Annotated in this window: 16 protein-coding genes and 1 pseudogene; 5 read left to right on the forward strand and 12 right to left on the reverse strand. The window is 64.0% G+C overall.

The genetic code is table 11. From position 1 onward, the window contains the following. Nucleotide 1: 1 nt before the first annotated feature. Genes G370_RS0116530 through G370_RS0116540 form a run of 3 tightly spaced genes read right to left on the reverse strand, consistent with a single transcriptional unit; the run spans nucleotide 2 to nucleotide 3,377 of the window. Nucleotides 2-889 carry a TniB family NTP-binding protein gene (locus G370_RS0116530; protein ID WP_019661592.1) on the reverse strand — a complete coding sequence of 296 codons (888 nt, stop codon included), beginning with the start codon at nucleotides 887-889 and terminating at the stop codon, nucleotides 2-4. Beyond that, a complete protein-coding gene (locus tag G370_RS0116535) occupies nucleotides 889-2,787 on the reverse strand; it encodes a Mu transposase C-terminal domain-containing protein (protein ID WP_032955460.1) in 1,899 nt (632 codons plus the stop codon). The genes G370_RS0116530 and G370_RS0116535 overlap by 1 nt, the downstream gene beginning before the upstream one ends. Nucleotides 2,788-2,789: 2 nt before the next feature. Continuing rightward, complete coding sequence (locus tag G370_RS0116540; RefSeq protein ID WP_019661594.1) at nucleotides 2,790-3,377, reverse strand: heteromeric transposase endonuclease subunit TnsA; 588 nt, start codon at nucleotides 3,375-3,377, stop codon at nucleotides 2,790-2,792. A 199-nt stretch (nucleotides 3,378-3,576) separates the two neighbouring features. Between G370_RS0116540 and G370_RS01000000120935 the strand changes: the two are divergent. Both G370_RS01000000120935 and G370_RS0116550 read left to right on the forward strand, forming a co-directional pair. After that, a pseudogene (locus tag G370_RS01000000120935) lies at nucleotides 3,577-4,236 on the forward strand (ATP-binding protein); the annotation flags it as partial. A 163-nt stretch (nucleotides 4,237-4,399) separates the two neighbouring features. Continuing rightward, nucleotides 4,400-5,065: an Abi family protein gene (locus tag G370_RS0116550; RefSeq protein ID WP_019661596.1), complete on the forward strand. Its 666-nt coding sequence runs from the start codon at nucleotides 4,400-4,402 to the stop codon at nucleotides 5,063-5,065. Between the two features lie 70 nt (nucleotides 5,066-5,135). Here the strand turns inward: G370_RS0116550 and G370_RS0116555 are convergent, their stop codons facing one another. The 3 genes from G370_RS0116555 to yidA form a co-directional block, all read right to left on the reverse strand. Then, nucleotides 5,136-5,522 (reverse strand): hypothetical protein, encoded by a 387-nt coding sequence (locus G370_RS0116555; RefSeq protein ID WP_026347210.1) that lies wholly within the window; start codon nucleotides 5,520-5,522, stop codon nucleotides 5,136-5,138. Nucleotides 5,523-5,617: 95 nt separating this feature from the next. Next, nucleotides 5,618-7,936: a TonB-dependent receptor gene (locus G370_RS0116560; protein WP_019661598.1), complete on the reverse strand. Its 2,319-nt coding sequence runs from the start codon at nucleotides 7,934-7,936 to the stop codon at nucleotides 5,618-5,620. A 361-nt stretch (nucleotides 7,937-8,297) separates the two neighbouring features. Then, entirely contained in the window at nucleotides 8,298-9,131 is an 834-nt protein-coding gene (yidA, locus tag G370_RS0116565; protein ID WP_019661599.1) for a sugar-phosphatase, read from the reverse strand. Between the two features lie 149 nt (nucleotides 9,132-9,280). Here yidA and G370_RS0116570 point away from each other — a divergent pair, with 149 nt between their 5' ends. Then, nucleotides 9,281-9,943: an exopolysaccharide biosynthesis protein gene (locus tag G370_RS0116570; RefSeq protein WP_010482104.1), complete on the forward strand. Its 663-nt coding sequence runs from the start codon at nucleotides 9,281-9,283 to the stop codon at nucleotides 9,941-9,943. A 90-nt stretch (nucleotides 9,944-10,033) separates the two neighbouring features. Here G370_RS0116570 and G370_RS0116575 read toward each other — a convergent pair whose 3' ends face one another. Next, complete coding sequence (locus G370_RS0116575) at nucleotides 10,034-11,344, reverse strand: PQQ-dependent sugar dehydrogenase (RefSeq protein WP_019661600.1); 1,311 nt, start codon at nucleotides 11,342-11,344, stop codon at nucleotides 10,034-10,036. Then, the gene (locus tag G370_RS0116580) at nucleotides 11,337-11,777 is read right to left on the reverse strand and encodes a DUF2231 domain-containing protein (RefSeq protein ID WP_019661601.1); all 441 of its coding nucleotides are present in this window, start codon (nucleotides 11,775-11,777) and stop codon (nucleotides 11,337-11,339) included. The genes G370_RS0116575 and G370_RS0116580 overlap by 8 nt, the downstream gene beginning before the upstream one ends. A gap of 309 nt (nucleotides 11,778-12,086) precedes the next feature. Between G370_RS0116580 and G370_RS0116585 the strand changes: the two genes are divergently transcribed. Together G370_RS0116585 and G370_RS0116590 are read left to right on the forward strand one after the other, a co-directional pair. Next, nucleotides 12,087-13,853: a S8 family serine peptidase gene (locus tag G370_RS0116585; protein ID WP_019661602.1), complete on the forward strand. Its 1,767-nt coding sequence runs from the start codon at nucleotides 12,087-12,089 to the stop codon at nucleotides 13,851-13,853. Beyond that, on the forward strand, nucleotides 13,853-14,431 hold the full coding sequence (locus tag G370_RS0116590) for a hypothetical protein (RefSeq protein WP_019661603.1): 579 nt from the start codon (nucleotides 13,853-13,855) through the stop codon (nucleotides 14,429-14,431). The genes G370_RS0116585 and G370_RS0116590 overlap by 1 nt, the downstream gene beginning before the upstream one ends. Nucleotides 14,432-14,537: 106 nt before the next feature. Here the strand turns inward: G370_RS0116590 and G370_RS0116595 are convergent, their stop codons facing one another. The 4 genes from G370_RS0116595 to cyoB are packed head-to-tail and all read right to left on the reverse strand — an operon-like array spanning nucleotide 14,538 to nucleotide 18,172. Further along, nucleotides 14,538-15,218 (reverse strand): SCO family protein, encoded by a 681-nt coding sequence (locus G370_RS0116595; RefSeq protein WP_019661604.1) that lies wholly within the window; start codon nucleotides 15,216-15,218, stop codon nucleotides 14,538-14,540. A gap of 11 nt (nucleotides 15,219-15,229) precedes the next feature. Next, nucleotides 15,230-15,562 (reverse strand): cytochrome o ubiquinol oxidase subunit IV, encoded by a 333-nt coding sequence (gene cyoD / locus G370_RS0116600; RefSeq protein WP_019661605.1) that lies wholly within the window; start codon nucleotides 15,560-15,562, stop codon nucleotides 15,230-15,232. Nucleotide 15,563: 1 nt separating this feature from the next. Beyond that, nucleotides 15,564-16,199 carry a cytochrome o ubiquinol oxidase subunit III gene (gene cyoC / locus G370_RS0116605; RefSeq protein ID WP_005414759.1) on the reverse strand — a complete coding sequence of 212 codons (636 nt, stop codon included), beginning with the start codon at nucleotides 16,197-16,199 and terminating at the stop codon, nucleotides 15,564-15,566. Then, nucleotides 16,196-18,172, reverse strand: coding sequence for a cytochrome o ubiquinol oxidase subunit I (gene cyoB, locus G370_RS0116610; protein ID WP_014038802.1), 1,977 nt, complete (start codon nucleotides 18,170-18,172; stop codon nucleotides 16,196-16,198). The genes cyoC and cyoB overlap by 4 nt, the downstream gene beginning before the upstream one ends. Between the last annotated feature and the right edge of the window lie 5 nt (nucleotides 18,173-18,177).

Here is an 18,177-nt window from a genome sequence, read left to right on the forward strand (position 1 = left end):
TTCAGGTGGCTGCCACCACACCCTGGTAGTTCTGCTTGAGGCGCAGTTCGGCTTGCAACACGATCTCGGCGGTGATTCGCTCCTCACCCGAACGTATGGCCATCACCGCCGCCTCCTTGATCAGGTAGACCGTGCCGCCAATCGCCACACCGCTCGCCTTGAAGATCAGAGACGCCAGCTCCATCTCGGCTAGCCCAGAAGGCTTGGCCAGCGGCAACAACTTCTCATACGTATTAAGGAAGCCTCGGTAAGAGCGATCCATCTGCCACCGTGCCAGTGCGAGCGGTTTGAATCGCGAGCGCATCTGCGCATCGAAGGACAGCGCATTGATGGCAGCCTCGGTTCCGGCCGCCACGATGCTGAGATTGAGATCATTGCTCAGCTTTCGAATGCCGGCCAGCACGTCGGCAGCGCCCTTGCGTGCATTGACCACGTTGTTGAACTCGTCGATCGCCAGGACCCGGGTCTTCAGGTATCTCAGGATCGCCAGAACCTGGCTGTACTTGGCAGGGGCGGTATCGCTACGGCGATGCGTGACCGCGCACGAGTCCAGTATCTCGGACCAAAGCTGAGATAGATCGGGAGTCGCTGGCATACCGATGATCACCACGGCTGCGTTCGTGGTCCCATCTTCCCTAAGCAAAATTGGATGCCTGGCATGGAACTGCCTCAACACTGCAGTCTTTCCATTGTCGCCACGGCCCACGATCAGCCTGCACGGCGGCCGCTGAGTGGTCGGGTAGGCGATGATCTGATCCAGATCATCCAGGACATCCTTCGCAACCGGATATGCTATCCATCGGTCACTGCGCGTGAACTCCACGCGCTCAGGGACCGATGCATCCATCCGCTCTGCAACCTTCTCTAACAGATGTGGGTAGGCGTTCATCAATCCAGCTCTCCCACTTCAAACACATCCAACTCTTGGTCAAACAGACTTGCGTCAGCAGTCACAACTATCGATTCGGTAGGCGACGGCGCCTCTGCCGTGGTCGCAGGCAACTGTGTCTCTCGCTTGCGCTTTGGACGTGATGCCATTTGACGACGCGCCGACTTGGTGCTGGCGGCAGATGCTTCAATCCGCTCACGATTGCGCTGGATGCTCGCGAAGATACGCTCCTCGTCGACCTCCCCCTTATTCTGCTCCTTGACCAATCGAGTCACTTCTCGCAGCTCAGACGCACTGATTGCGGGGTGGGACAGCGTTCTGTACGGAATTGGCGTATAGCGATTCGCCGCCGGGTCCAGGAAGTAGATCTGACTGATGTCGCGAGGATCTCTTGCGAAGAGGAATTTACGCTTCCGACCAGGATCGTCAGGCATCGTCGCGCCAATGTACGGATCCAGGACAGGATCGTAATAGAAAATGTTGTCCAGCCTCACGCCTGATCGTTGGACGGTGATCTCAAAGTACGGAAGAAAGTCCATCCGAAGACGATCAATGTCTTGGATCATGGGAGGATAGCCAATGCCGGGCTTGCCCGCCGAGCCGAGCACACCTTCCCTCCAGACCTTGGAAGGTGATGCACTATTAAGCTGACTATGTGGGCGTTGGTGATAATTGTTCACGATGAACTCTACCAAGTACGCCTCTACCTCCCCCATGGTGAGGACAGCTTCGGACTCCGAGTCGTAGCCCTTTCGCTGCTGCGTATTCGAGAAGGTCGCCCCTGGCACCTTCTTCAACTCAGTGGCGACAACTCCCATGTACCGCTCAATGTGACCGCCGTAATGCGGCTTCTTCACCGGCCTCCACTGCATATCAACATGGTTGGCCTCGCAGCCACGCGTCACAGCCTTGCACTTGAACTCCTTGGCGTTGTCAGCGTGCAGCGTTCCGATCTGTCCCCATACAGGCCAGTCTCCTTGAATGCCCAGGGCTGCCAGGTACTCAGTCTTAGGCGACATCGCATGAGATACACACATCGCAACCGAGGTCGCCGAGGGCTTGTCGAGGGTGACGTACAGCCCAACGACCATGCGGCTGTAGACGTCGATGGCAAGGGTCAACCAAGGCCTACCGAGGGGGCGACGGTAAACTTCGTCGACCACCATCACGTCCAGCGGAGTGTGATCGATCTGCACAACTGCCCATGGAAAGTCCGCGCCAGGGAACGACCCTCGAATCGGCTCATAGGTGTCGCGTGCTTTGTCCCGATGCCCTCGACGCCGCAGGGCCAGAGCCGGCGAGAGCTCCTTGAGCCGGCGCCTCACGGTGCTCGCCGCCGGAGGGTTGATCTTGGCCAGTTTGCACCGGCGCGCCACCTCCTCTACCACTTCCTTGGGCGAATGGCGCTGCCGCTTCAAGTAGATGTCTTCCACGGCAGAACTGATCACCAGCTCCTGGGAAGGATCCAAGTGTTTCTGCCCCTTGATGGCACCGCGCTTTCGCGGCACCAAAGCGGCCACGTGGCCCGCGTCGTGATACGCGGCCAGCCACTTGTAATAGGTCGCAACGTGGACTCCAGCCTGCGCAGCGAGCTTGGCAACTTCGCTCCGCGTTCTGACGGGATGATCAATCATTGGGCGAAGCGCCTCGAAGCGCTTCTGTGCAACAGCCCATTCCTCCTTGGAGTAGTGATGGATCGGCAGCCCGCCAGCCTCGTTGGCTGATTCGGCGGCGATGATCGTGGACAGGGTCTCAATGCGAAGCTTCGCGCTCGTACCTGTTTCCATGTCTTCGGCCAGCACGCTATCGATCGACAGCATGTGCGTGACCCGATACTTGCGAGCGCCGACATAGACCTCAGCGCCAGGCTCCACTTTGAAGAAGTTGGACAAGGACATGGTCAAGCACCCAACTGAATGGCTGTGGACATCGTTAGCGGCACGTTGAGGTCGACGACGACTTGCCCACTCGCGACCAGCTGCCAGAGCGCGGGGATCGCCATGGCTTGCTCTTCTGCAGACCAGTAGGCGGCGGCCAGGAGGGCTTGAGGGGTCGTCGGGCCGAGAACGGACGCGGTGTACTTCAGCTGGGCCTGTCGGACAAGCAGCGGCTCCATTGAGCGATAACGGCGAAGGAAGTTGACGTTCGCTAGGCGGGGGGTTCGGATGTGAGTCTCAGTGATGATCTTGAACCGCCATCCCCGCTCCCTGCAGTGAGCAACCGCCGCCTTGAAACGCGGACGCAGCTGCCTCCATTCAGATCGTAACGACTCCAGCGGCTTCACTTCATACACGCTCGTGCGAGCGACATCCCCCTCAAGCAACTCAGCTAGAACGTCTGGCGTGTAGCGACGGCGACCATCCTCAGCGTCGTAGTAGATCGTAAAGGGCTGCTCCTTGATGACCTGCACTTGCGGGTCGAAGTCGAGCAGTCGGATCCAGTCCCTCTCCAAGGACGACTCGAACCCCGCAACGCCTCCACCGGCCAAATTAAGCCTACCCGTCAGGGCCCGACGGCTATTTTTCAAAGGTCGAACGGGAGAATGTGAACTCAGTCGCGTCATTGATGGTGATTTGCTTCGCAGTCGCTTTAATTGTGACATTTGGTCGTGCTAATTTAGGGCGATAATCTGCCAAAGCCGTTGCGGTGTAAAGGCCTAAGTCGCGGTAATTTCTGGAAATGACAGCGGCAATCCGCCCTGCCCCGGCGAGATCTCCCTGGCCCATCACGGCGTGCTGTTCCTGGACGAGCTGCCGGAATGGAACCGCAGCGCGCTGGAGACCCTGCGCGAGCCGCTGGAGTCCGGCCACATCCGCATCGCCCGCGCGGCGCGCAGCGTGCAGTATCCGGCGCGATTCCAGCTGGTGGCGGCGATGAATCCCTGCCCCTGCGGCTGGGCTGGCGACCGCAGCAACCGCTGCCTGTGCAGCGATGAGCGCATCAACCGCTATCGTGCCCGCGTGTCCGGTCCGTTGCTGGACCGTATCGACCTGCATATCAGTGTGGCGCGCATGGATGCGATGGAGCTACGGGAAAGCACGCCGCTGGGTGAACCCAGTGCTGCGGTGCGTGCACGGGTGGAAGCCGCGCATGCCCGGCAGCAGGCGCGTGGCGGGCTCAATGCGCATCTGCCGCCAGCGGCGCTGCGGGCGTGCACGAAGCTGAGCGAGGCCGATCAGGATCTGTTGGAGCAGGCCATCGAGCGTCTGCAGCTTTCCGCACGTGCGATGCACCGGATTCTGCGGGTCGCGCGCACGATTGCGGATCTTGCGGGTTGCCAGGTGATCCAGACGGCGCATCTGGCTGAGGCGATCGGGTATCGGCAGTTGGATCGGGGAAATGCATGAGCCTGATTGCCGGGAGCCCTCGTCCGCACGGGAGCAGCAACAATCAAAAAAATACCCCGGCCGCATGCCCAGAAGGACAGAGACGGTACCGGGGTGTACTTCACCACCGTACCCCACACGACAGCACACTGCAATCGGCATCAGTGGAGGCGTCCAGGCAGCGATGAGCCATGACAGATTCGAAGAAGCCCTTTCCCTGGAGCGCTTTGGCCGCTACCTGGATTGGGCGGGGGGCGACCGTAGCCGAGCCATCGCCCTGTATGGATGCAATACGCACTTGTCTGAAAGCCTCTACGCACCGCTGCAGACGTTGGAAGTGGCACTGCGAAACCGCATCCACACCGTTCTGACCCAGGCCAAGGGCGAGGCGTGGTACGGCCGAGGCGCTGGCGCCCTGAAGGTTGCTCATCAACTCGAGCAGGTCGCCAAAGCCGTCAACGAATTGGTCAGAGCGGGAAAGACGGTAACAGCAGGCGGTGTGGTCGCCAGTCTCACCTTCAGTTTCTGGACAACAATGTTCAACAAGGACTACGAGGCCCTTTGGCAGCAGATCCTTCACCGGATTGCGGACCCCAGTGCGCCCAGGGGACTGAAGAGGAGGAGCTTTTCGGGACCGCTGACTCGCATACGCGTGCTACGCAACCGCATCGCCCATCATGAACCGATCCTCGGCTGGAACCTGCGCAGGCACCACGATGAGATTCTGATGCTGATCGAATGGCTATCGCCGCCCGCCGCGACATGGTGTCGTGAGAACAACCGCTTTCCGCAGGCATACCCGGAAGACGGAATCACCTTGGTGTGTTCGTCCGAGTCGAATAGACACTGACTGCGCGTGTCCTCCTGCGGCCTGGTGCGAAGAGCGGTCGACTAACAGTCGACCCTACCAAGGGCAGGCATCAGGCTGCCGAATGCACCCGCCCACGCCTCGCCAGCAACGCCACCCGACGGCTGACCAGCGCGTGCAGCTCCGCCAGCTCCGACGCCCGGTCAGCCGTCATGTTCCCGCCAAACAGCACCCGCGACAACGCCGCCTCGTCGCTGTCGTCCGGGTACTGCCACCGGTCCCGGTACACCTTCTGGCACACCAGCCAGGCCTGCGGCAGCCCACCGCCGGGTAGCGGGCGGACCACGCGTTCGTAGACCTGCCAGAACTGGTATTCGGCCCGCAGGTCGATTGCAGGCGCCACGGACAGCGCCTGCCGGGGCCGTCCTGGGCCCCGGATGCCGAACAGCGGGGTTCGCGGGTTGTACTGAGCCATGCGTACAGGATGACCCAGCAACATTGTGGGAACCTTGCGTCGCCGCCAGAAAATCCCTGTTGTTTGCGCAAGGCTTGTTTCTGGCAGGGGTCAGCTATCCACGCACGGCGTGGATCTACTCAGAAGGTCATCGAGGTGCTGAACATCAGCTGCCGTGGCGCGCTGCGCTGCAGGGTCTGGTAATCCCCAGAGAACGACGAGCCGGCGATGGTGGCGGTGCCGATGTTGTGGCGGTTGAACAGGTTGCTCACGTCCAGCCGCAGTTCCAGCCCTGGCACTACGCTGTCCGCACCAAACCGATACGCGGCATAGGTGTTGACCTGCCAGAAGGTCGGCACGCGGATGTCGTTCTCGTAGGTGAAGGGCTGGCGCAGGTACGAGGTACTGGTGGCACCAAAACGCCAGTCACCGAAGTGGGCGGACAGGTCGCTGACCAGCGAGATCTGCGGGTAGCCCGGCTGGGCATTGCCCTTGATCGGGTACACGGTGTCACCCACCACGAAATCACTGTCGTAGTACGAACGGGCCACGGCCACGCCCTGGTAGAACTGCAGGTGGTCGGTCAGGTCGGCGGTGATGCCGAGGTCGGCGCCGATCACGTGCATCTTCGGCATCAGCCGCACGGTGTTGATCTGCGCGAACTGGGTACCGATGGCGGCTGACAGCAGACGGTTGCGGATGTCGTTGTAGAACACGTCGCCGGTGATCGTCAGCCGATCGAAGCGGTGCGATGCACCCACGGTCAGGTTCCAGTTCTTTTCCGGGCGCAGCGTGCCGGCCACGCGGTCGAACTCCTCCTGGTCGGTGATGGTCCACGCCGAGGCGGTGTAGCCGATGTTGCCGCGCTGGGCGACGCGGTAGCCGTTCATGGTGTTGGCCAGGTCGATGAAGGCGTCGGTGGATTCAGTCGGGCTCCAGAACAGCGAGACATGCGGCAGGAAGTTGCTCTTCGCGCGCAGCGTACCGTTCACCGGCCGATCCTCGGCATTGCCGAGGCCGCCGCCGCGGGTGCGGAAGTCCACAGCCTTGAAGCCGACACCCAGCTTCAGTGTGTCGTTCAACACGATGTCGTCCTGCAGGTAGAACTGGCGCGAGCGGGTCACCCAGCTCGATGCGTTGTCGGTCTTGAACGCCGGACCGTACACATCGAACGGACCGGTTGCCTTCAGCGGCGGGCCCTCGCCGAGCAACGGCTGCTGGTACCACTCGGTCTTGGCCGCAGCCTTGCTCTTCTCCTGCCAGAAACCGGCAGTGAAGGTCTGCGCGCCGGTCTCGAACTGCAGGTTGAGCATGCCGCCCAGCCGGTTGAGGCGCGGCGTCTGCACCTGTTCGGAGAATGGCGCGCCGTTGGGCGACGGTACGGTCGGGTCGGTCAGCGTGGCCTGGGTGTGGCTGTTGGCGTTGTACAGCTGCACGTTGCCGCGCAGTGCGGGTGTGATCTGGAAGCGATGGTTGATCGAGGACACGCGGTCGCGGGTGGTCTGGCCGGTGTCGTACGGAATCAGTTCGGACAGCTCACCGCAGGTGTAGGCGCCGCAGGATTTGTCCGCGTTTTCCGGCGAAGCCACGTACCAGGCCCAGGCGTAGTCCGGATAGAAGATGTCGGCCTTCCAGCCCAGCTTGCGGATCATGTCGAAGGAGATGTTGTTGTAGCCCCAGACCTTGGCCTTGCTGTCGGACAGGAACACGGTGAAGTCACCCCAGGCGACGTCCTGCTGCAGCTTCAGGTCGCCGCGCAGGAAGTTCTGGGTGCCCTCCCCCTGGTACTTGTCGGCCGATACACGCTGCAGGTCGACCAGTACTTTCGGGCCGTGCTCACCGAGCTGGCCGCTCTGCCCGGACACGGTGGTGACCAGCGTGTTGTTGCTGCCCAAACCCTGCTTCACGCGCAGGCTGGGCGTGTCCTGCAGGTTGCGCAGGCGGTATTCCAGGCTGCCGCCGTTGACGCTGCTGGAGAACACGCTGACCGGTGCGCCACCGGGACTGACCGTGATCGCGCCGATGCCATCAGGCACGCCCACGTTCACCACGCTGGTGCCGGTGAGCGAGAGGAAGCCGTTGTCGTTCAGCGGCACGCCTTCGAAGGTGATGCCCATTTCATTCATGCGGAAGCCGCGCACGAACAGGCTGGTGGCCGAGATATCCAGACCCAGCCCGTCGGTGGCGGTATAGCTGGCGCCGGGCACCTGCTTCAGCATGGCCAGGCCGTTGTTGCCGGTGACCATCGCGTCGAGGTCTTCTGCCTTGATGATGTAGCGGTTGGGGCCGACCACCTGGGTCGGTGCAACGGCGGCGCCGCGCGGTGTGGCGATCACCTGCAGGGCATTGAGCGTGGTGGGCGTGTCGTGCGCGGCATCGTGCGTTTCTGCGGCGTATGCAGGTGCGGTGATGGCCGCGATGATGGCCAGGGCGAGGCGCGTCGTGGGTGGGGTGTTCATGGACAGATCCAGGTGCAGGGAGAGAGCGGCGCAGGCGCACGCCCAGCGCGTTGCAGCACCGGTGTCGGCGCCCTGGCTGGCGATGCGATTGCGTTGGGGGTGACGGCGCAGTGCGCGCCGGTCAGTGGCAGAGGAGGACGATCCTCTGCCTCAGAATTCGATGGCGTGATTTCGACGTGCGAAATTCTTGCATCGCGCTGCCGCATCCGCCATTGCGCGGTGGTACAGCGCGAATGGCGATAGGGATGGGTGGGTTATACGTGGGTATAGCCCCGGCGTGGTCGGGGCCGACCTTGGTCGGCGCTTGCCGTCTGCGTGTGCCAACCAAGGTTGGCAGCTACCTGGACAGCTGACCGCGCGGTTACTGCAGGACGAAGCGCTCGATCGCCCGCGCCACACCTTCATCGGCGTTGCTGGTGGTTTCAAACCGCGCCACCGCCTTCACAGCATCAATGGCATTGCCCATCGCCACGCTGGTACCGGCGTACTGCAGCATGGTCAGGTCGTTTTCCTGGTCACCGATGGCCATCACGTTGGCGCGATCGATGCCCAGGTGCTCGGCCAGCTTCTGCAGGCTCGGGCCCTTGCCGGCGCGGCGGTCGAACACTTCCAGGAAGAACGGTGCGCTCTTCAGCACCGCGAAGCGCTCGGTCAGTTCGCTGGGCAGGCGCGCGATGGCGGCATCCAGCACGTCGGGCGCGTCGATCATCATCAGCTTGATGAAGGACATCGACGGGTCCATGTCTTCCACGCGGCGGTAGGACAGTGGCATCCGCGAAAGATGCGAGTCGGCCACGGTGTAATAGCTGATGTCCTGGTTGGGCGTGTACATGCGCTGGCTGTCCAGCGCCTGGAAGTGCACGCCCAGGTCGCGGGCCACCTGCTCGCAGAACAGGAAGTCGTCGAAGCTGAGCGGATACTCGACCACGGTTTCGCGCGTGCCGATGCGTTGTACCAGGCCGCCATTGCAGGCGATGCAGTAGTCGTCGTCGCCGGTGATGCCCAGCTCGTGCAGGAACGGTGCCAGGCCGGGAACCGGGCGGCCACTGGTCAGCACGATGTGCACCCCCAGCGCGCGCGCCTGCGCGATGGCCTGCTTGGCCCGGGCGGTGAGCGTGTGGCTGGGGTCCAGCAGGGTGCCATCCATGTCGATGGCGACCAGTTCGATGGTCGATTGCCTGCGGCCCATGTCCATTGCGTTCAACTCGTGCGGGGCACGCCAGTTTACCCCCTCATGCCCGGTTCACCTCTTTGCCCACGTTGGCCGGGATACTGCGGGAGCCTGTGCGTCCCCCACCGCAGGACGGCCCGCTGACCGCCCTTCCCTGGAGAACCTTGCGACGCATGACCTACCGTGCCCCCGAAACCAACGACAGTGCGCCTCTGGCCCAGCAGATCGAGCAGATGATCGACGAGCTGCCCGGCGAGCAGGTCAGCGTCGGCACCCTGCTCAGTGCGCTGGGCGATGAAGGCCTGCTGCTGATCGTGATCCTGCTCTCGGCCATCTTCATCATTCCGGTGTCGATTCCCGGGCTGAGCACCGTATTCGGTGCCTCGATCCTGCTGATCGGCCTGAGCCGGGTGCGCAACCGCCCGCTGTGGGTGCCGCAGAAGCTGGCGCGCCGCGAGATCGCCACCGACAAGCTGAAGGCCAACCTGGGCCGTGCGCTGAAGTGGGTGCACCGCATGGAGCGGCTGTCGCGGCCGATGCGGCTGGCGGTGATGGTGCGCTCGAAGAAGATGATGCGCCTGAACAACCTGATGCTGGTGTTCGCGACCCTGCTGCTGATGGCGCCCGCCGGACCGATTCCTTTCAGCAACACGCTGCCGGCGCTGGCGCTGATGTCCTTTGCAATCGGCTTCATCCAGCGCGATGGCGCGGCGGTGGCGGCCGGTTACGGCTTCGTGGTGGCCACGGTGGTGTATTTCGGCGTGCTGCTGGGCGGCGTCGGGTTTGCTGCCGAGTCGGTGTTCAGCGGGTTCCGCAGCAGTACTGCGGAACTGTAGAGCCGAGCCCATGCTCGGCTTACGCGCGCACCGCGCGGGTTTCCGTGCACCGAACGAAGAGCAGCCGAGCATGGGCTCGGCTCTACAGAACTACTTGGCCGACACCCGCCACACCACGTCGCCCACGTCGTCGGCGACCAGCAGCGCGCCCTCTGCATCCATGGCCATCCCCACCGGCGCACCCATCAGCGTCTTCTCGTCCTTCGAGGCGAAGCCACTGACCACAGTCTGTGGCCGCCCGGTCGGCTTGCCGTCCTTGAACGGTACGTACACCACTTCGTACCCGCTCAGCGGCGAGCGGTCCCAGCTGCCGTGTTCACCGATGAAGGCGCCGCCGTGGTACTGCGCCGGCAGTGCCTGGCCGGTGTAGAACAGCAGGCCCAGCGGTGCCACGTGCGAGCCGATGGCGTAGTCCGGCACGATCGCCTTGGCCACCAGGTCCGGCCGCTGCGGCTGCACGCGCTCGTCCACGTGCTGGCCGTAGTAGCTGTAGGGCCAACCGTAGAAACCATCTTCTTTCACCGAGGTCAGGTAATCCGGCACCAAGTCGGCACCGATCTCGTCGCGTTCGTTCGCAACAGCCCACAACTTTCCGGTGCTCGGCTCCCAGTCCAGGCCGGTCGGGTTGCGGATGCCCGAGGCGAAGATGCGGCTGCCACGGGTGGCCACGTCCACTTCCAGCACCACCGCGCGGCGGTATTCGACGGCCAGGCCATTTTCGGTGATGTTGCTGTTGGAGCCGACGCCCACGTACAGCTTGCGGCCGTCGCGGCTGGCCAGCAGTTCCTTGGTCCAGTGGTGGTTGATGGTGCTGGGCAGGTCGGTGAACTCGCGGCCCTTGTCGGACATGCGGGTTTCGCCGGGCACGTAGTGGTACTGCATGATGTTGCCGGTGTTGGCCACGTACAGCGTGTCACCGATCAGCTGGATGCCGAACGGCGAGTGGAGGCCTTCGATGTAGACGTGCTGGGTCCAGGTGTTCGTTCCCGGCGAGCGGCGCAGCAGGGTGACCCGGTTGCCGCCCTTGCCGGCCTTGCCCGAGCGCGCCTTCACCTTGCCGGCAATCCACTGCTTGGGCGTGGTGACCGGTTCTTCGCCGGGGCCGTTGCCTTCCACCACCAGCACATCGCCGTTGGGCAGGGTCAACAGCCGCCGCGGATGCAGCAGGTTGGCGGCGATGCGCTCGATCTTCAGGCCCTCTGCCACCGAGGGCGACTGGCCGTCGGCCCAGCCGACGCCCTTGGGCACCTGCATCGGCGGCATCAGGAAGTTCTTCGGTGCCGGCAACGGCGGCTGTGCGCCGGACTGGTCAGCGGGGTGGTATTCGGCCTTGCCCGCGCAGGCCGACAGGGTGACGGCCAGTGCCAGCGCGGCCACGGTGGGCAGGATGTGCTTAGCCATGACGACCTCCCTGCAGCACCGGCGGCTGCAGTGACAGCAGGATCAGGCCCAGGGCGATCAGGGCCACGGTCAGCGCCGACAGGATCGTACCCGGCACGGCAGCGGCATACGCATCGCGGCTGTGCACGAACGCGTTCCAGATGGCCAGCACCACCGCGACCAGGTTGAGGAAGAAGTCGATGCGGTCGATGCGGGTGGCCGTGCCGTTGCGGCGCCAGACCGCGAACAGGTTGATCAGGCGCGGCACGATGGCGATCAGCAGGCCGAAGGTGATCAGCCAGGCGGCTGCCTTGCCCCACATCACCTCGGCGCTGTTGAGGTAGATCGCGTCGAAGATCAGTGCGCCGACGAAGAAACCGAAGGGTATCGGGTTCAACAGGCTGAACAGTGTGGTGCCGAGGCCGCGATGGGCCTGGGCGAGCGGATTGACCATCATCGTGCTCCGTGCGGAAGGGTGCACGGGCTGTAGTAGCACAGCGCGATGTGAGGGCGCGCGATGACACATGGTAGATCCACGCCATGCGTGGATATGCGGGCCAACCAAGGTTGGCGTCCACCAGATGCGGGGCTCGGCAGTCGTCATTACCCCGCGGCATAAGCGTTTGTGACGCAATCGGCACATCTGCAGATTGGGTGTGTGAAGAGGTAGGGGGTTCTTCGTTGTGTCGCGTTTGGCTCGTTGCGATGGGGCAGATCCGCCCCGCCGTCCTGCCATGCCGATTCACAACAGAAGGATTCGTGTATGAAGCGACACACGCAACGCTCCGCGCCACCGCGCTCTGCGCGCCTGGCCCTCGCCACTGCCCTGGTGCTGGGCAGCCTGGCCGTCACCGCCCAGGCCCAACAGGCCGATCCACTGGCGGGGATACAGTGGCACCTGCTCAACACCGGGCAGACTGTCCCGGCTGACACACTGCCGGTGGCCGGCAACGACCTGAACGTGGATGGCCTGTTCCGCAATGGCATCCGTGGCCAGGGCGTCACCATCGCCATCGTCGATGACGGCCTGCAGATCGCGCACCCGGACCTGGCCGCCAACGTGGCGGCGGTGGCCGGCAAGAACTTCACCAATGGCTCGAACAACCCCACCCCGACCAACCCGGATGTCGACAACCACGGCACCATGGTCGGCGGCATTGCGGGCGCGGTGGGCGCCAACAACCTGGGCGTGCGCGGTGTGGCGCCGGCGGCGACGCTGAAGGGCTTCAACCCGATTTCGCGCTCGGCCCTGGGCAACCAGCAGAGCAACATCGAGTACGCCTGGTGGGACGGCGCGGAGTCGGCCGACGTGCAGGTGTTCAACAACAGCTGGGGCGCCGGCCCGGGCAATCCGAACCTGCCGTTGGCGTACAGCGAAAACACGATTCGTTCGTACGAGCAGGCGCTGTCGGGTACGCGCGGTGGCCGCGGCGGCATCTACGTGAAGTCGGCCGGCAACAACTTCAACAATGCCTCGATCAGCCAGACCCAGGATGTCTGCACCACCGACACCAAGAACCGCAACACCGGCTGCGTGCCGGCCGGACGCGATCCGCGCAACAACCTGTTCAACGTGATCACCGTAGGCGCGGTGCGTGCCGATGGCGTGCGCTCGTCCTACTCCTCCACCGGCTCGGCGCTGTGGGTCTCGGCCTTTGGCGGTGAGTACGGCCTGCAGGCCCAGTACGCCCCCGGCCTGGTGGCACGCGCGTACGACCCGGCCATCGTCACCACCGACGTGACCGGGTGCGCGCAGGGCAGCAACAAGAACACCAACCGCCAGAACACCCTGGACAGCAACCTGTCGGCCATCGACAGCACCTGCAACTACACCGCCAAGATGAACGGCACCTCGGCGTCGGCGCCGATGGTCTCGGGCGTGGCGGCGCTGGTGCTGGAAGCCAACCCGAACCTGTCCTATCGCGATGTGAAGTACATCCTGGCCACCACCGCCACCCGCAACCACCCGAACCAGCCGGCGGTGACGCTGGCCGACGGCCGCACGCTGGTGCCGGGCTGGACGGTGAATGCTGCCGGCCGTGCCTACAGCAACTGGTATGGCTTCGGCGTGGTCAACGCTGCACGCGCGGTGCAGGTGGCCGAGAACTTCCAGTCGCTCGGTGCGCTGGTCGATAGCGGCTGGCGCAACACCACGCGTACCGTGGCCATCGGCAACACCTCGGCCGCCGCCGCACGCCTGACCTTCCAGCTGGCCAACGGCGCGCGCAACATCGAGAGCGTGCAGCTGGGCTTCCGGGTCAACCACCGCAACACGCGCCAGCTGCAGTTCGTGCTGGTGTCGCCCAGCGGCACCCGCAGCGTGGTGCAGCCGGCGTTCACCGCGATCGGTTCGGGCACGGGTGGCGCGCAGAGCAACTTCACCAGCTGGGACCTGCTGTCCAGCAATGCCTTCCTGGATGAGAACGCCACGGGCACCTGGACGCTGGAAGTGACCGACATGGGGCAGGCCGCGACCGCTGCATCGCGTGGCAACCTCGAATTCTTCAAGATCCGCGTTATGGGGCACTGATGATGAAGACGACCATTCTGTTGAGCACGCTCACCTTCGCGGTGATGACCTCCCCTGCCTGGGCACAGAGCTCGGGGCAGACCCCTCCGGCCAGGACCCTGTCGACCGTGGATGCGCAGGAACTGAAGGCATCCGCTACCGGCCGCACATTCGACGTGGGCGGCACGCGTTTCCAGCTGTCGCCCTCGGCAACGGTAAAGCAGGCCAGCGGCGGCCAGTTCACGATCACCCCGCAGGCGGCGGCGACCACCAGCGCGCGTACCAAGCGTTCGCTGGATGGCGCCGCGGCCGCGCCTGTTGATGCCGGCGCCGGCAAGTTCGCGGCGGCGGTGTCCCGTGACGGCGCGCCGGTGGTGGCGACCTCGCGGGTCAAGGTGTTCTTCGCCGATGAAGCCTCGGCCCAGCGCGCAGCCGCCGCCACTGGCGGTACCGTGGTGAAGGTCTCCAAGGCTTCAGGCCAGGCCATCGTGGAGTACCCGTCGGTGAACGCGGCGCTGGATGCGAGCACCAAGCTGCTGTCCACCGCCGGTATCCGCGCGACCGAGCCGGACGTGGTGCAGTGGGAAGAGACCAAGTAAGGCGTTGAGTGGTGCCCCTGGCCGGTTGGCTCTCCTGGCCGGCCGGGGGATGGGTGTGTGGGGAAGTGCCGACCAACGGTCGGCACCCACCGCGGTGGAGGTGACGTCAGCGCGCGGCGAGTGTGTCGCTTTGCTTGAGACTGCAGCTGGCCAGTGCGTCGTTGCCGGCGGCGGGATGAGCGGGCTCCAGCAGCAGGCGCTGCACGTCGGAAAACAGCTTGTCCACCGGCATGCCATAGGGCGCGAACAGGCGCAGTCGACCCTGGCGGTCGAACACGTAGCCGCCGGCAATGTGGCTCATGGTGTAGGTATCCGGTACCTCGCCGGGCTCTTTCTCGTAGAACGCCTTGAAGTCGCTGGCCATCGCCGCCAGCTGTGCTTCGTTGCCGACCAGCGCGATTGCCTTGGGGTCGAACGCTTCGACATAGGTGCGCGCGACCTCGGGCGTGTCGCGGGCCGGGTCGACGCTGACGAACACCACCTGCAGCTGGTCGGCATCCTTGCCCATCAGGTGCTTGACCTGGCTCAGCTCGACCATCGTGGTCGGGCATACGTCCGGGCAGCTGGTGAAGCCGAAGAACAGATAGGTCACCTGCCCCTGCAGGTCCTTGGGGCCACGCACGGTGCCGTGGCTGTCGGGCATCGACCACTGCTGGCCAAGTTCTTCGCAGGCGATGTCCTTCGCATAGAAGTCCATGCGCGACTGCGCGCTGCAGCCGGCCAGCAGGCCGAGCAGCAGGCCTGCGGCCAGGCGTAGGCCACGATGGGAGAACGCAATGCCTTTCACGGTTCGCCAGCTCAGTTGATCATCATGTGGTAGTGCATGCTCCAGATGATCCAGACCGACAACGCGACGACGATGAACAGGATCACCAGGGTGAACACGAAGCTGGCCAGGTTCCAGCCACCTTCGGAATTGCGGTCCATGTGCAGGAAATAGACCAGCTGTACCAGGATCTGCGCCACCGCGAAGCCGACCAGCAGGAACAGCGTGAGCGGCCGCGACAGCACCGGGTTCATCACCAGTGCGAACGGCACCACGGTCAGCAGCGCGCACAGCACGAAGCCGATCAGGTAGGACTTGGTGGAGCCGTGCGCATTGCCGGCGCGCGAGGTTTCGACGTGGGCCATGTCAGAAGGCTCCGATCAGGTAGACGAAGGTGAAGACGCAGATCCACACCAGGTCCAGGAAGTGCCAGAACAGGCTCAGGCACGAAACACGGGTGATGTTGGTCGGGGTCAGGCCACGGCGGTAGACCTGGTGCATGACCACCGCCATCCAGATCAGGCCGCTGGCCACGTGCAGGCCGTGGGTGGCGACCAGCGCGAAGAACGCCGACAGGTAGGCACTGGTGCTGGGGCCCGCGCCTTCGTGGATCAGGTGCGAGAACTCGTAGATCTCCATGCCGATGAACGAGGCACCGAGCACGAAGGTCACGCCCAGCCAGCGCAGCACCGCCGAGGTGTCGTGGCGATGCATCGCCAGTACGGCCTGGCCGTAGGTGATGCTGGAGACCAGCAGCAGGAAGGTCTCGGCCATCACGAACGGCAGCGAGAACAGCTCCTTGCCGGTGGGGCCGCCGGCGTAGGCGGTGCTGAGCACCGCGTACGAGGCGAACAGCGAACCGAACAGCACCAGGTCGGACATGAGGTAGACCCACATGCCGAACACCTTCATGCCGCCCTGTTCGTGGCCGTGGTCGTGCTCGTGGTGGTCCTCATGAGCCTGCGTGTCGCTGGCCAGCTCGGGGCGGGTCAACAGGTTCATGCGCGTACCTCCTTCAACTTGGCCAGGCTGGCCGCTTCGGTGCGCGCCACCTCTTCGGAACTGACGTAGTAGTCCACGTCCTCGTCGTAGGACCGCACGATCAGGGTCACGATCATCGCGATGAAGCTGGCCGCGGCCATCCACCAGATGTGCCAGACCAGGGCGAAGCACAGCACCAGGATCCAGATGTTGAGGATCAGCGGCACGCCGGTGTTCTTCGGCATGTGGATCGGTGCGTACTTCTTCGGCGGCGGCGGCAGGCCGCGCTTCTTCGCTTCGTGGAAGGCGTCCAGCTCATCGGCCTTGGGCACCACGGCGAAGTTGTAGAACGGCGGCGGCGACGGCGTGGCCCATTCCAGCGTGCGTGCGTTCCACGGGTCGCCGGTCAGGTCCAGGTTGCGCTTGCGGTCGCGCACGCTCACGTAGATCTGCACCAGCATCAGGATGATGCCCGCGAACACGAACAGCGCACCGATGAAGGCGGCGATCAGGTACGGCGTCCACGCCGGGTTGTCGTACTGGTTCATGCGGCGGGTCATGCCCATGAAGCCGAGCATGTACAGCGGCATGAAGGCCAGGTAGAAGCCGATCACCCAGCAGGCGAACGACCACTTGCCCAGGCGCTCGTTGAGGGTGAAGCCGAACACCTTCGGGAACCAGTAGGCGAAGCCGGCCAGGTAGCCGAACAGCGCGCCGCCGATGATGGTGTTATGGAAGTGCGCGACCAGGAACAGGCTGTTGTGCAGCAGGAAGTCCGCGCCCGGGATGGCCAGCAGCACGCCGGTCATGCCACCGATGGTGAAGGTGACCAGGAAGGCGATGGTCCACAGCATCGGCACGCTGAACTCGACGCGGCCACCGTACATGGTGAACAGCCAGGTGAAGATCTTCACGCCGGTGGGAATGGCGATGATCATCGTCATGATGCCGAAGAAGGCATTGACGCTGGCACCGGAACCCATGGTGAAGAAGTGGTGCAGCCAGACGATGAACGACAGGATGCCGATCGCCAGCGTGGCGCCCACCATCGACTTGTAACCGAACAGCTTCTTGCGCGCGAACGTGGCAGTGACTTCGGAGAAGATGCCGAACGCCGGCAGCACCAGGATGTACACCTCCGGATGGCCCCAGGCCCACACCAGGTTCACGTACATCATCGGGTTGCCACCCAATGTGTTGGTGTAGAAGTTGAAGTCCAGGTAGCGATCCAGGGTGAGCGCGCCCAGCGCCACGGTCAGGATCGGGAAGGCGGCGATGATGATCACGCTGGTGACCAGCACGGTCCAGGTGAACACCGGCATCTTCATCAGGGTCATGCCCGGCGCACGCATGCGCAGGATGGTGATGAACAGGTTGACGCCGGTCAGCAACGTACCGATGCCGGACGCCTGCAGGGCCCAGATGTAGTAGTCGACACCTACGCCTGGACTGAACTCGATGCCCGACAGCGGCGGATAGGCGACCCAGCCGGTCATGGCGAATTCGCCAACGCCCAGCGAGATCATCATCAGCGCCGCGCCGACCACGAAGATCCAGAAGCTGAAGGCGTTGAGGAACGGGAACGCCATGTCGCGCGCACCAATCTGCAGCGGCACGATGATGTTCATCAGGCCGACCACGAACGGGGTGGCCACGAAGAAGATCATGATCACGCCGTGCGCGGTGAAGATCTGGTCGTAGTGCTCGGGCGGCAGGAAGCCGTCACTGCCTGGCCCGGCCGCGGCCAGCTGTGCGCGCATCATCAGCGCGTCGGCGAAGCCGCGCACCAGCATGACCAGCGCCACCACCACGTACATGATGCCGATCTTCTTGTGGTCCACGGTGGTGAACCAGTCGCGCCACAGCGGGCCCCACAGCTTGAAGTACGTCACTGCGCCAAGCAGCGCGAGGCCACCCAGCACCATGGCCGCCAATGTGACCACGACGATCGGCTCGTGCAGCGGCACGGCCTCCCACGTCAATTTACCCAACATGTTCG

The sequence above is a fragment of the Stenotrophomonas hibiscicola ATCC 19867 genome (genome assembly GCF_000382065.1).
Taxonomy (GTDB): Bacteria; Pseudomonadota; Gammaproteobacteria; order Xanthomonadales; family Xanthomonadaceae; genus Stenotrophomonas; species Stenotrophomonas hibiscicola.